The organism is Sphingobium sp. SA2 (assembly GCF_032227065.1).
Taxonomy (GTDB): Bacteria; Pseudomonadota; Alphaproteobacteria; order Sphingomonadales; family Sphingomonadaceae; genus Sphingobium.
Map to the genome: position 1 here is coordinate 1,676,313 of NZ_JAPMXX010000006.1, position 13,121 is coordinate 1,689,433.

Here is a 13,121-nt window from a genome sequence, read left to right on the forward strand (position 1 = left end):
CCGCATGGCGCAGCCCAAGGTCGAAAAGCTGATCACCGCGATCGATATCGGGTCGTGGAAGGTCTCCGCCTTGATCGCGGGGCGGACCGACACGGGCGAGCTGGCGATATTGGGCACCGGCCAGCGCGAGAGCCGGGGCGTGCGGCGGGGTTTCATCGCCGACATGGAGCGCACCGAACTCGCCGTGCGCGAAACCATCGAGCAGGCCGAGCGGGTTGCGGGCACCAATATCGAAGATGTCTGGGTCAGTTTTTCGGGCGGTAGCCTGGTCAGCGATGTCGTCACGGTCGAGCGCGACATGGCGGGCTATCGCATCGAACAGGCGGATATCGATGATCTGCTGACCACCGGACAGCAGGGCATCGACCCCGATGGCCGCGTCGTGCTGCATGCGCAGCCGACCTGCTTCACCATCAATGGCCGGGTGCCGGTGAAGAAGCCATTGGGGATGCATGCGGACCTTTTGGGCGTGGATATCCATGTCGTGCTGGCCGATGGCGCGCCGCTCGCTAATCTCGACCTGTGCGTGCGGGGAGCCTATCTCAACGTCAATTCGATCGTCGCCGCGCCCATCGCGACCGGGCTTGCCTGCCTGTCCGAGGAAGAGCGGGATCTGGGCGTCGCGCTGGTGGAGATCGGGGCGGGGGTGACCAATGTCTCGCTCTATGCGGGCGGCATGCTGGTGGGGCTGCACAGCATCCCGATCGGCGCGGCGGACATTACCGACGATATTGCGTCGGCCTTTGGCATTCGGCGCAGCCAGGCAGAGCGGATCAAATGCTTCTATGGCTCGGCGATGCAAAATCCGCGCGATTTCCGCGAGATGATCGAGATTGCCGCGCCCCATGGCGAAAGTGCGGCGGCGGGGCAGGCGGCCGGGCCGAATGCGGAAGGCGGCAAGATCACCCGCGCGGCGCTGGTCGGCGTCATCTGTGAACGGTTGAACCAGATCATGGCCGAAGTGAATACGGCGCTGGCGGGCATGGGGTTCAACACGCCGACAGGGCGGCAGGTGGTGCTGACCGGCGGCGGCGCGGAAATGAAGGGCATTGCCGATTATGCGCAGGGCGCGCTGGGCCGCGCCGTGCGGATCGGGCGGCCAAGGGGCTTGTCCGCCATGCCCGAAGCGCATAGTGGCCCCGCCTTTGCAACTTTGGCGGGTCTGGCGCTTTACGGTGCTTCCAACCCGGTTGATCTCCGAACGATGGCGCCGTCGCCGCAGACGGTGCATCGTCTGGGGACTCCGCTCTGGTGGCAGCGGATGATGCGCGCGATGAAGACAAACTATTGACCGAATTTGGAATGAAACGAAAATAGCTGGTGAAATCCCCTATTTTCTGGTGTTAACAATTAATGACGGTTTCGCTTCCTGACGAGGAAGCTGAGGGAGCAGAATATATGAGCATTGAGATCAGCCCACCGCATGTGGACGAACTGAAGCCGCGGATCGCGGTGATCGGCGTCGGCGGCGCGGGCGGCAATGCCATCGCGAACATGATCGCCGCCAATGTCGAGGGCGTCGATTTCATCGTCGCCAATACTGACGCGCAGGCATTGAACAGCTCGCCGGCCGAACGCCGTATCCAGCTTGGTCCGCAGATCACCGAGGGCCTGGGCGCAGGATCGCGTCCCGAAATCGGCAAGGCGGCGGCGGAAGAAACCATCGCCATGGTCGAAGCGGCGCTGGAAGGCGCGCATATGTGCTTCATCACGGCGGGCATGGGCGGCGGCACCGGCACCGGCGCTGCTCCCGTCATCGCCAAGGCGGCACGTGAGCGCGGCATCCTGACCGTTGGCGTCGTGACCAAGCCCTTCACCTTCGAAGGCAATCGCCGCATGAAGTCGGCGGAAAGCGGCATTGACGAGCTGCAGAAGCATGTCGACACGCTGATCGTCATTCCGAACCAGAATCTGTTCCTGATCGCCAACCCGAACACGACCTTCAAGGAAGCGTTCCAGATGGCGGACGAAGTGTTGCAGCAGGGCGTGCGCAGCATCACCGACCTGATGATCATGCCCGGCCTCATCAACCTCGACTTTGCCGACGTGCGGTCGGTGATGGGCGAAATGGGCAAGGCGATGATGGGCACCGGCGAAGCGGAAGGCGACGGCCGCGCTTTGCAGGCGGCAGAAAAGGCGATCGCCAACCCGCTGCTCGACGGCGTGTCGATGCGCGGCGCGAAGGGCGTGATCGTCTCCATCGTCGGTGGCGAAGATATGCGCCTGATGGAAGTGGACGAAGCCGCCAACCATATCCGCGAGCTGGTGGATCCGGACGCGAACATCATCTGGGGCAGCGCGTTCAACGACAATCTCAACGGCAAGATCCGCGTGTCGGTGGTCGCCACTGGCATCGACAATGAGATCGGCAACCATGCCGCGCCGTTGACGCAGCCGTTCAGCTTTGCCAGCCGTCCCGCCGTGTCGGTGCCGCAGCAGGGTGGTGCGCCCAAGGCCGCAACGCCCGCGCCGCAGCCTGCGCCGGTCGCAGCACCTGCGCCGGAACCCGAAACACTGGAACTGGACGTCCCCGCGCCGCCTGCACCTGCGGCCGTCGAAGCGGCCCCCGCGCCCTTCGCCGCGCCCAAGCCTGCAGCGGTGTTTTCCGACGAAGGGCCGGATCAGGACGAACTGGTGCTGGGTGCCGACAATGCCGCGCCAGCCGCTGCACCTGCCGCACCGCGCGTTGCGAGCGGCGGGACATTGTTCGAGCGGATGGCGGGTTTGACCCGTGGCGCGGACAAGGTGCCGGGTGGCGATGACGCTGCCGGTGTCGACATTCCGCGCTTCCTGAACCGCCAGAACAACCAGTAAGATCATCGCGCGCGGTTCGCGCCGCGCCGGTCATGCAGCGCGCCGTCTGTCCTATGGGGCAGCACGGCGCGCTTTTTTGTTTGGGCGATTTCCTATTCGCGCCTTGTTCCGCTAGAGGGCGGATGTGACACAATATCTTTCATGGATTCTTGGCGGCCTGCTGATGGCCGGAACTGCCCAGGCGCAAACCGACCAGGCCCAACTGGTCCGTCCCCTTGGCGCCGCCGACCTCAACAGTAATTTGGCGCGCCTGTCGGCCAATCCGCGCGACGTGGATGCGTTGATCGGGGCAGGGGAGGCGGCGCTTGCGCTGGACGATCCGCGCGCGGCGGCGGGTTTCTTTGCGCGTGCCGATACGATCACCAGCGGCAATGGCCGGATCAAGGTGGGGTTGGCGCGGGTCAATCTGAAGCTGCAAAATCCGGCGGAAGCGGTGCGGCTGTTCGATCAGGCGGGGCGGTTGGGCTTTGCCGACGCGACGATTTTGGCGGATCGCGGGCTGGCGCGGGACATGACCGGCGATCAGGCCGGGGCGCAGCGCGACTATCAAGCCGCGTTGCAGCGGACGCCCAATGACGCTGAACTGATCCGCCGCTATGCCGCATCGCTGGGCATATCGGGGCAGGTAGCGGCAGCCGAGCGGGCTTTGGAGCCTTTGCTCTACAAGAGCGACCGGGCGGCATGGCGCTATCGCGCGTTCATTCTGGCGATGAACAACCAGCAGGCCGAAGCGCGCAAGGTGGCCGACCAGACCATGCCCGCGCCACTGGCTGCGGCGATCGTCCCTTATATGCAGAAAATGCCTTATCTGACCGCGCCGCAAAAGGCGGCGGCGGTGCATTTCGGGCAATTCCCGGCGCAGACCGGCACGCGCATAGCGGCGATCACGCCGACCCCGCCAGCGCCCGGCACGCCGCAGGTCGTGGTGCCAGCCGCACCGGTTGCGGTCGCCGCCGCGCCGACCAGTCGGCCACAAAGCGCGCGGGAGCGTCGGGCCGAACAGCAGCGCCAGCGGCGCGAGGCTGCACGCCTGGCCCGCTCTGAAACACCCGCCCGCGTGGCGATGGCACGGGCGCAAACGCAACGTCAGGTGATGCCGACGGTTCGGCCCACGCCCACGCCCACGCCCACGCCCACGCCCACGCCCACGCCCACGCCCACGCCCACGCCCACGCCCGCGCCGCCTTCGACGCCGATGGTTCAGCCGACCCCAAGCCCTGCGCCAGCGCAGACGGCACCGGCGGCGGTTGCGCCATCCGTCCAGGCAAGCGTGCCGACCCCGGATCAAACGCCGCCGCCAGTGCGGCAGGCGAGTGCGCCAGCTACAGCGGTGCAGGGGCCGCCCGCACCCGGCTTCGAATCGGTAGCCACTGTCGCGCCTTCGCCTCAGGCCGCGCCGCAGCCGGCCATGGTCCAATCCGTGCCCGCTGCGCCGCCGCAGCCGGACCCGGAGGCGACGCGGACGCTGGCCGACATCATCCGCGCGATCGACGTTCCCGAAGCGGAGCGGCAGACGCGTGTCGCCGCCGTCGATCTGGAGGAGATTGCTGCGCTGCAGGCAGCGCGCCGCGCCGAACGGCAGGCGGCCGCCGAGAAGGTGAAGAAGGCGGCACTGGCCAAGGCCAAGGCGGAAGCCGACGCCAAGGCGAAGAAGGAAGCCGAAGAAAAGAAGAAACTGGCCGACAATCCGTCACGCAACTGGCTGCAGATCGGCATCGGGGCGAGCAAATCGGGCCTGGCTTTCACGCTCAATGCGCTGCGCAAAAAATATGACAGCCTGTCCGCGCAGGATGGCTGGAGCGCGAGCTGGGGCCAGACCAACCGCCTGCTGGTCGGGCCATTCCCCAACTTTGCGCGCGCCAAGGCGCTGGAGGACAAGATCAAGGCTGCCGGTGGCGATGCCTTTGCGTGGAAAAGCAGCGCGGGAGAGGTGGTCGAAAGGCTGGGCGGCCAGTAAGAGGACGTCCCATGACGATCCTTGCTTCCTATGCCTGCCACCCCGCCGCCAGCCGGGGTCGGCTTCACGCCGAACCGGGCGGAGAGGTGCGCGGGCCGCGGGACATGTTCCAGCGCGACCGCGACCGCATCATCCATTCGATCGCCTTTCGTCGGTTGCGCCACAAGACGCAGGTGTTCGTGTCGCCCGATGGCGATCATTTCCGCGTCCGCCTGACCCATAGTCTGGAGGTTGCACAGATCGGCCGCACCACGGCGCGGACGCTGGGCCTGAACGAGGATCTGACCGAGGCGCTGTGCCTGGCGCATGATATCGGCCATCCGCCCTTCGGCCATGCGGGCGAAGATGCGCTGGAAGTGGCGATGGAGGATCATGGCGGGTTCGACCATAATGCCCATACGCTGCGCACGCTGATGCTGCTCGAAAGCCCCTATCCGCGCTTCAAGGGGCTGAACCTCAGCTGGGAGATGCTGGAGGGGTTGGCCAAGCATAACGGGCCGATCGACCATCCCGGCTGGGCGATGCGCGAACTGGATGCGCTGTTTCCGTTGAACCTGAAGAGCCATGCCTCGCTGGAGGCGCAACTGGCGGCGATTTCGGACGATATTGCTTATGATAATCACGATATTGACGATGGGTTGCGGGCGGGGCTGTTGACGCTGGAACAGTTGCTGGAGGTGCCGTTCGTCGCCTCCTGCTGGGACCGGGTGCGGACCCGCTATCCCGATGTGCCGCAGGACGGCCTGTTGCGCGAACTGGTGCGCGAGCAGATCGGCGTGATGGCCAATGACCTGCTGGCGGCGACGCGGGCGAATATCGCGGAATCGCGCGTCGAAACGGTCGAGGATGTGCGGGCGCTGGGCCGCACGCTGGTCGGCTTTTCGCCGGAACTGGCGGCGCAGGAGCGCGACCTCAAACGCTTCATGTATGCCACCCTCTATCATCATCCAGAGCAAATGGCGGCGGCAGACAGGGCGCGGGTGGTCGTGACCGACCTGTTCCGCGCCTATCAGGAGGAGCCGGGCCTGATGCCGCCTGAATGGCGCGACGAATGCGCGTTGGCCGAACCGGCGCGTAGCCGCCACATCACCGACTTCATCGCCGGGATGACGGACCGTTATGCCGAGAAGCGCCACGCGGAGATTTTCGGGTAGGCCGGGAAAGGCCGTCCTCGTTTCTTGAAGAAAGGAAGGGGGCTTCGACAGGCTCAGCCCGAACGGGGTGGGGTTGGGGAGATAGGCGTAGCTTCCGACATGCTGCCCGCCGCAGCCATCCCGCCCCAAGGAGAGGATGATAGGCGATTGACGTGCCCTGTCCTTTGACGCAATGCCCTATGTGTCTCCGGCGTCGAGGATTCGGCGCTGGGCATGATGCGGGAGAGCATGGGTGGCCTTTGAGGTCGTGCCCGTCGCCGAAGGAGCAACCGCCCCGGAATCTCTCAGGCCAATGGACCGCATCGCGCGCAAGGCACTCTGGAAAGCGGACGGGCTATCTCGTCCCACCGAAGGGGTAAGCCATGTGGCCGCAAGGCTGCTGGTCAAAGCTCTCAGGTTCCCGTGACAGAGGGGGTGACGAACAGAAGCGGTCCGGTGCGGGCCGGGCTGAACGTCGCTATTACCCTCTCACGGAAAGGCCGTCCGATGACCGCCACCTATGACTCAAATGATGATGTAGCTACGCTCGAAGAGGCCTTGCCGCTCGAAGCGCTGCCGCTCGACGCCTGGAACCGTGCGCAGGGCGCGCGCATGGTCGGCTTTGCGGGCTATCATATGCCGATCCACTATGAGGGCATCATGGCCGAACATAGCTGGACCCGCGAACATGCCGGGTTGTTCGATGTCAGCCATATGGGGCAGATCGGTTTTTCCGGCGAGGGCGTGGACGAAGCGCTGGAAATGCTGTTGCCGAGCGACATCAAGGGGTTGAAGCCCGGTCGCCAGCGTTATTCGATGCTGCTGGATCAGGATGGCGGCATTCTCGACGACCTGATGGTCGCGCGCCCGGCCGATGGCGCATTCGATGGCGCGGCGATCTATATGGTTGTCAATGGTGCGACCAAATATGACGACATGGCCTGGATGATCGAGCATCTGCCCGACGAGGTCGTGATGAACCATATGGACGAGCAGGCGCTGCTGGCGTTGCAGGGACCGGAGGCAGGCGAGGCGATGGCTACGCTGGTGCCGGGTACGGCGGACCTGACCTTCATGCAGTGCGGCGCGTTCGACTGGAACGGCGTGGCGCTGTGGATCAGCCGGTCGGGCTATACTGGCGAGGACGGGTTCGAGATCAGCCTGCCCGCGGACGCCGCTGTGGCGTTGGCTGATGCGCTGTGCGCGCTTCGCCAAGTCAAGCCGATCGGCCTTGGCGCGCGGGATTCGCTGCGGCTCGAAGCCGGGTTGCCGCTTTATGGTCATGACCTGACCCCTGCCGTCAGCACGATTGGCGCGGATCTGGGTTTTGCGATCGGCAAGCGTCGCCGGGCGGAGGGCGGCTTCATCGGCCATGGTCGGGTGATGAAGGAACTGGCCGATGGCCCCGGCACGAAGCGCGTCGGCCTGAAGATCGAGGGGCGATTGCCAGCGCGGGAAGGCGCGCAAATCTTTGTCGGCGACAATCTGGTCGGGGAAGTGACGTCGGGCGGCTTTGCGCCGAGCCTTGGCGCGCCGATCGCGATGGGCTGGGTCAGCCTGCCGCACAGCGCGCTCCACACTGCGCTGGAGATCGACGTGCGCGGCAAGCGCATCAGCGCGACGGTGGTGCCGATGCCGTTCGTGCCGCATCGCTATCGCCGCGCGACCGCCGCCTGATTTTTCGTTCCGACTTTGTGTCAGTCATGATTTTCAAGCACATCATTCCGGGAGTATCATCATGAGCCGTTATTTTACCGAAGAACATGAGTGGATCGACGTCGAGGGCGAGATCGCCACGGTCGGCATCACCGATTTTGCCCAGGAGCAATTGGGCGACATCGTGTTCGTCGAACTGCCGGTCGAAGGCGCGACCTTCGACAAGGGCGATGACGCCGCCGTGGTGGAATCAGTGAAGGCCGCGTCCGACGTCTATGCGCCGATTTCGGGCGAAGTCGTCGAAGCCAATGGCGCGTTGGAAGACGAGCCTGCGCTGGTGAACAGCGATGCCGAAGAGGATGGCTGGTTCTTCAAGCTGCGCATCACCGACATGAGCGAGCTGGAAGGGCTGATGACCGAAGCGGCGTATAAGACGTTCGTCGCTGCGCTTTAATCATATCACCGTCATCCCCGCGAAAGCGGGGATCCATCTCCGCCACGTTCGTCTTGGCGCACCGTTGGGAGATGGGTTCCCGCCTACGCGGGAATGACGCCGCAGGAAAATATCATGCGCTACCTACCCCTTACCGACATTGACCGGCAGGCGATGCTTGCCACTATCGGCGCGGCGTCGATCGATGATCTGTTCGTGGATGTGCCTGCCGAGGCCCGGCTTTCCGGCCAGATCGAAGGCCTGCCCGATCATGCCAGCGAATTGGCGGTCGAGCGGCATATGAGCAAGCTGGCGCGGCAGAATTTGTCGGCGGGGGAAGCGCCCTTTTTCCTCGGCGCGGGTGCCTATAAGCATCATGTGCCTGCCAGCGTCGATCATCTGATCCAGCGCGGCGAGTTCCTGACCGCCTACACCCCCTATCAGCCGGAAATCGCGCAGGGGACGTTGCAGGTTCTGTTCGAGTTCCAAACGCAGGTGGCGCGGCTGCTGGGCTGCGACGTCGCCAATGCGTCCATGTATGATGGCTCGACCGCCTGCTGGGAAGCGATCGGCATGGCGCGGCGCATCACCAAGCGGGGCAAGGCGATCCTGTCGTCGGGCCTGCACCCCCATTATGTGTCGGTCGCGCGGACGATGGCGAAGTTCACTGGCGACATGCTGGCGCATGAGGCACCCACGCTGACCGCGCAGACGGACATCGACACGCTGATTGCGGCGATCGACAAGGATGTAAGCTGCGTCGTGGTGCAATATCCCGACATTTTGGGGCGCATTGCCGACCTGACGCCGCTGGCCGATGCGGCGCATGCGGCGGGTGCCTTGCTTGTGGCGGTGGTGACGGAGCCGGTGGCGCTGGGCGCGCTGGTGCCGCCGGGCGAGATGGGCGCGGACATCGTCGTGGGCGAGGGCCAGTCGATCGGCGTCGGCCTGCAATTTGGCGGTCCCTATCTCGGCCTGTTCGCGTGCAAGCAGAAATATGTGCGGCAGATGCCGGGGCGCCTGTGCGGCGAGACGGTGGACGCAGCGGGCAAGCGCGGCTTCGTGCTGACGCTGTCCACGCGCGAGCAGCATATCCGCCGCGAGAAGGCGACGTCGAACATCTGCACCAATTCGGGCCTGTGTGCGCTGGCATTCAGCATTCACATGACCTTGCTGGGGGAACGCGGCTTGCGGGATATGGCGACCTTGAACCACGGCCTGGCGGTGCAGGCCGCCGATCGGCTGGCGCAGGTGACGGGTGTGACCTTGCTCAACGACAGCTTTTTCAATGAGTTCACCCTGGTCCTGACCAAAGACGCACGCGATGTGGTGCGCAGCCTGGCCGACAAGGGCGTGCTGGGGGGCGTGTCGCTGGGGCGGCTGTTCCCCGATGCACCCGCGATCGGCAAGGGGCTTGTCGTCGCAGTGACCGAAACGGTGACGGCAGAGGATATAGAGGCGCTGGCCACGGCGCTTGAGGAGGAACTGGCATGACGATCTCTCCTTATTCCGTTCGGGCTGAGCTTGTCGAAGCCCTGTCCTTCTCTCCGAAGAAAAGTGCAGCCCTTCGACAAGCTCAGGGCGAACGGTTTGTGGTGAAAGGTTTGTTCGTATGACCATGCTCAAGGAAGGCCGTCCCACCACGCCGGTCGCGGTTGCCCACGCGCATATGGCTCCGGCGACGGTGACGGGTAATCGCGCGCTGATGCTGGAAGAGGCGCTGATCTTCGAGATCGGATCGACCGAGACGACCGGCGTCGATTTCGCGCCCGCGCCCAAGGTTGTCAGCCGTCTTGGCGGGCTGGAACGCAAGGCGATCGGGCTTCCGGGCCTGTCGGAACAGGAAACGGTGCGCCATTATACGCGGCTGTCGCGGCAGAATTATGCGATCGACCTGGGCCTGTTTCCGCTCGGCAGTTGCACGATGAAGCACAACCCGCGGCTGAATGAAAAGGTCGCGCGGATGCCCGGTTTTGCCGACCTGCATCCGCTGGCCCCGCAATCGACGGTGCAGGGCGCGCTGGCAGTGATCCATGAACTGGCACAATGGCTGGTGACGCTGACGGGGATGCATAGCGTGGCGATGAGTCCCAAGGCGGGGGCGCATGGCGAATTGTGCGGGCTGCTGGCGATCCGTGCAGCATTGGAGGCGCGGGGCGATGCGCGCTCGGTCGTGCTGGTGCCTGAAAGCGCCCATGGCACCAATCCGGCCACGGCGGCCTTTTGCGGCTATCAGGTCGAAGATATTCCCGCGACGCCCGAAGGCCGCGTCGATCTGGCGGCGCTGACGACGCGGCTTGGCCCCGATGTGGCGGCGGTGATGATCACCAACCCCAATACGTGCGGCCTGTTCGAGCGCGACCTCAAGACGATTTCCGATGCCGTCCATGCGGTCGGCGCGTTCGTCTATTGTGACGGGGCGAACTTCAACGCCATCGTCGGGCGGGTGCGGCCGGGCGATCTGGGCGTCGATGCGATGCATATCAACCTGCACAAGACCTTCTCGACGCCGCATGGCGGCGGCGGTCCCGGCTCTGGCCCGGTGGTGTTGTCGGAAGCGTTGGCCCCCTATGCGCCGCTGCCATTCGTCGAAAAGCAGGGTGACCAGTTCGTCCTGATCGAGGAGGAATCCGCGCAGGATCATCATGGCGGCACCTTTGGCCGGATGGTCGCTTTCCACGGGCAGATGGGCATGTTTACCCGCGCGCTCGCCTATATCATGAGCCATGGCGCGGACGGGTTGCGGCAGGTGGCGGAGGATGCGGTCCTCAACGCCAATTATATCCTGCGCAGCTTGGACGATGTGCTGGACGCGCCGTTCGGCACCAGCGGGCCGTGCATGCATGAGGCGTTGTTCAGCGATAAGGGGCTGGCCGAGGGCTTCACCACGCTCGACATCGCCAAGGGACTGATCGACGAGGGCTTCCATCCGATGACCATGTATTTCCCGCTGGTCGTCCATGGCGCGATGCTGATCGAGCCGACCGAGACCGAGAGCAAGGCGGCGCTCGACCAGTTCATCATGGCGCTGCGGTCGTTGGCGGAACGGGCCAAGGCCGGAGACGAGGCGTTGAAGGGCGCGCCCTATCATGCGCCACGTCGTCGCCTGGACGAGACGCTGGCGGCGCGCAAGCCGGTGCTGACTTGGGAAGCGCCGGTGATGGCGCAGGCGGCGGAATGACGGCCTGGATTCCGGGCGAAGCGGACGGCGAAGCGTACAAACGTTACGCCCCCGCGACGCTGCGGAACCGGGATGCGATATTGGCGGTGCTGCGTGCGGCATTGCCATCGTCCGGGTTGGTGCTGGAAGTGGCGAGCGGGAGCGGCGAACATGCGGTGCATTTCGCCGCTGCGCTGCCTGCGCTCGACTGGCAGCCGAGCGATCCCGATCCGGCCGCGCTGGCGTCGATCGAGGCGTGGCGCGCGGAAGCGCGTCTGCCCAATCTGCGTGCGCCGATGCTGCTGGATGCAGCGGCGGACTGGCCGATCGACCGGGCGGATGCGATGGTGTGCATCAATATGACCCATATCAGCCCATGGGCAGCGACGGTGGGATTGTTCACGCATGGCGCCAGGCTGCTTCAGACGGGCGCGCCGCTGATCCTCTACGGTCCCTATTTTCAGGCCGATGTCGCGCCAGCGCCCAGCAATGTGGAGTTCGATGCCAGCTTGCGCGCGCGCGATCCGCGTTGGGGGATAAGGGCGTTGGAGGATGTGGCTGCGCTGGCGACGACGCAGGGCTTTGCGCTTGATTGCGTTGAGGCGATGCCCGCGAACAATCTGACGCTGATCTTTCGCCGCAGCTGACCTGCCGCTAGTCACAGCTTGTCAGCGCGTGGCCCTGCGATAGCTTCTCGCCCGATAAAGAGGGCAAGGGGAGGCAGGGTTAATGCAGAGCATGATGGTGCGGCCGGCCCATGTTCCGGCAGACCGAATCGTCGATTTCGACATTTTCGCGCCGCCCGGTGTCGAACAGGATTATTTCGCGGCGTGGCAATCGCTGGTGCGGGAGGATGGTCCCGGTATCGTGTGGACCAGCGCCAATGGCGGCCACTGGATCGCGACGCGCGGCGAGATTGTCCGCGCGCTCTGGGCGGACAATGTCCGGCTGTCGAGCGAAGTGCTGGCGGTGACGCCGGGGCTTGGTGAGGTGATGCGTTTCATTCCGCTGCAACAAGACCCGCCGGAGCATCAACCCTTTCGCATGGCGGTGATGAAGGGCTTTGCCTCGCGCTTCGTCGTCGCGATGGAGCCGCAGGTGACGCAGGTCGCGCGCGAATTGATCGACGGACTGATCGACCGGGGGTCGTGCGATTTTGTGGCGGATTTCGCCGAAATATTGCCGCTGCACATCTTCCTGACGCTGATCGATGTGCCCTTGTCCGACCGGCCGCGCTTGCGGGCGTTGGGGTCGCAACTGACGCGGCCCGATGGGTCGATGACCGTCGAGCAACTGCGCGATGCGGCCGATGATTATCTCGCCCCCTATATCGCCGCGCGCATGGCCAATCCGGGGACCGACCTGTTCAGCCGCATCCTGTCCGAACCGGTCGAGGGCCGGGCATGGAGCGAGGATGAGGCGCGGCGCATGTGTCGCAACCTGCTGTTCGGCGGACTGGATACGGTGGTAGCGATGGTCGGCATGGTTGCGCTGCATCTGGCACGGCATCCGCAGGATCAGGCCTTGCTACGAGATCGGCCGGACCTGATCCCCGATGCCGCCGATGAATTGATGCGCCGCTATCCCACCGTTTCGGTCAGCCGCAACCTCGTCACCGATGTCGAGGTGGATGGCGTGACGCTGAAGGCGGGCGATATCATCTATCTGCCGAGCGTCCTCCATAATCTGGACCCGGCGAGTTTCGACGCGCCCGAAGCCGTGCGGTTCGACCGCAAGCTCAATGCGACGCGGCATACGACGATGGGCGTGGGCGCGCATCGCTGCGTGGGGGCGGGGCTGGCGCGGATGGAGGTGATCGTGTTTCTGCGCGAATGGCTGGGCCGGATGCCGACCGTTCGGCTCGATCCTGATCGCCCGGTGACGATGAAGGGCGGCAATGTCGGTGCCTGCACTGCGCTGCCCTTGCGCTGGGACTGATTGCCCCTCTTCATTTCGCGCGCGATCCGC

10 protein-coding genes and 1 riboswitch are annotated in these 13,121 nt (G+C 65.0%); all 10 genes read left to right on the forward strand.

Features of this window, described 5'->3' with window-relative positions; translation table 11 throughout:
* Positions 1 to 4 precede the first annotated feature (4 nt).
* Positions 5 to 1,291 carry a cell division protein FtsA gene (ftsA, locus tag OVY48_RS15925; RefSeq protein WP_037480110.1) on the forward strand — a complete coding sequence of 429 codons (1,287 nt, stop codon included), beginning with the start codon at positions 5 to 7 and terminating at the stop codon, positions 1,289 to 1,291.
* A gap of 107 nt (positions 1,292 to 1,398) precedes the next feature.
* Positions 1,399 to 2,814 carry a cell division protein FtsZ gene (ftsZ, locus tag OVY48_RS15930; protein ID WP_313923533.1) on the forward strand — a complete coding sequence of 472 codons (1,416 nt, stop codon included), beginning with the start codon at positions 1,399 to 1,401 and terminating at the stop codon, positions 2,812 to 2,814.
* 163 nt (positions 2,815 to 2,977) lie between these two features.
* Positions 2,978 to 4,771: an SPOR domain-containing protein gene (locus OVY48_RS15935; RefSeq protein ID WP_313923534.1), complete on the forward strand. Its 1,794-nt coding sequence runs from the start codon at positions 2,978 to 2,980 to the stop codon at positions 4,769 to 4,771.
* Between the two features lie 11 nt (positions 4,772 to 4,782).
* A complete protein-coding gene (locus tag OVY48_RS15940) occupies positions 4,783 to 5,925 on the forward strand; it encodes a deoxyguanosinetriphosphate triphosphohydrolase (protein WP_313923535.1) in 1,143 nt (380 codons plus the stop codon).
* 209 nt (positions 5,926 to 6,134) lie between these two features.
* Positions 6,135 to 6,235: riboswitch (glycine riboswitch) on the forward strand.
* Between the two features lie 176 nt (positions 6,236 to 6,411).
* Positions 6,412 to 7,581, forward strand: coding sequence for a glycine cleavage system aminomethyltransferase GcvT (gene gcvT, locus OVY48_RS15945; protein WP_313923536.1), 1,170 nt, complete (start codon positions 6,412 to 6,414; stop codon positions 7,579 to 7,581).
* Positions 7,582 to 7,642: 61 nt separating this feature from the next.
* Positions 7,643 to 8,014, forward strand: a complete 372-nt coding sequence (gcvH, locus tag OVY48_RS15950; protein WP_037480119.1) for a glycine cleavage system protein GcvH — start codon at positions 7,643 to 7,645, stop codon at positions 8,012 to 8,014.
* Between the two features lie 114 nt (positions 8,015 to 8,128).
* The gene (gcvPA, locus tag OVY48_RS15955; protein ID WP_313923537.1) at positions 8,129 to 9,487 is read left to right on the forward strand and encodes an aminomethyl-transferring glycine dehydrogenase subunit GcvPA; all 1,359 of its coding nucleotides are present in this window, start codon (positions 8,129 to 8,131) and stop codon (positions 9,485 to 9,487) included.
* Positions 9,488 to 9,605: 118 nt separating this feature from the next.
* Complete coding sequence (gene gcvPB, locus OVY48_RS15960; RefSeq protein WP_313923538.1) at positions 9,606 to 11,174, forward strand: aminomethyl-transferring glycine dehydrogenase subunit GcvPB; 1,569 nt, start codon at positions 9,606 to 9,608, stop codon at positions 11,172 to 11,174.
* Positions 11,171 to 11,800 carry a DUF938 domain-containing protein gene (locus OVY48_RS15965; RefSeq protein ID WP_313923539.1) on the forward strand — a complete coding sequence of 210 codons (630 nt, stop codon included), beginning with the start codon at positions 11,171 to 11,173 and terminating at the stop codon, positions 11,798 to 11,800. Before gcvPB ends, OVY48_RS15965 begins: the two co-directional genes overlap by 4 nt.
* 82 nt (positions 11,801 to 11,882) lie before the next feature.
* Complete coding sequence (locus OVY48_RS15970; protein WP_313923540.1) at positions 11,883 to 13,091, forward strand: cytochrome P450; 1,209 nt, start codon at positions 11,883 to 11,885, stop codon at positions 13,089 to 13,091.
* Positions 13,092 to 13,121 lie beyond the last annotated feature (30 nt).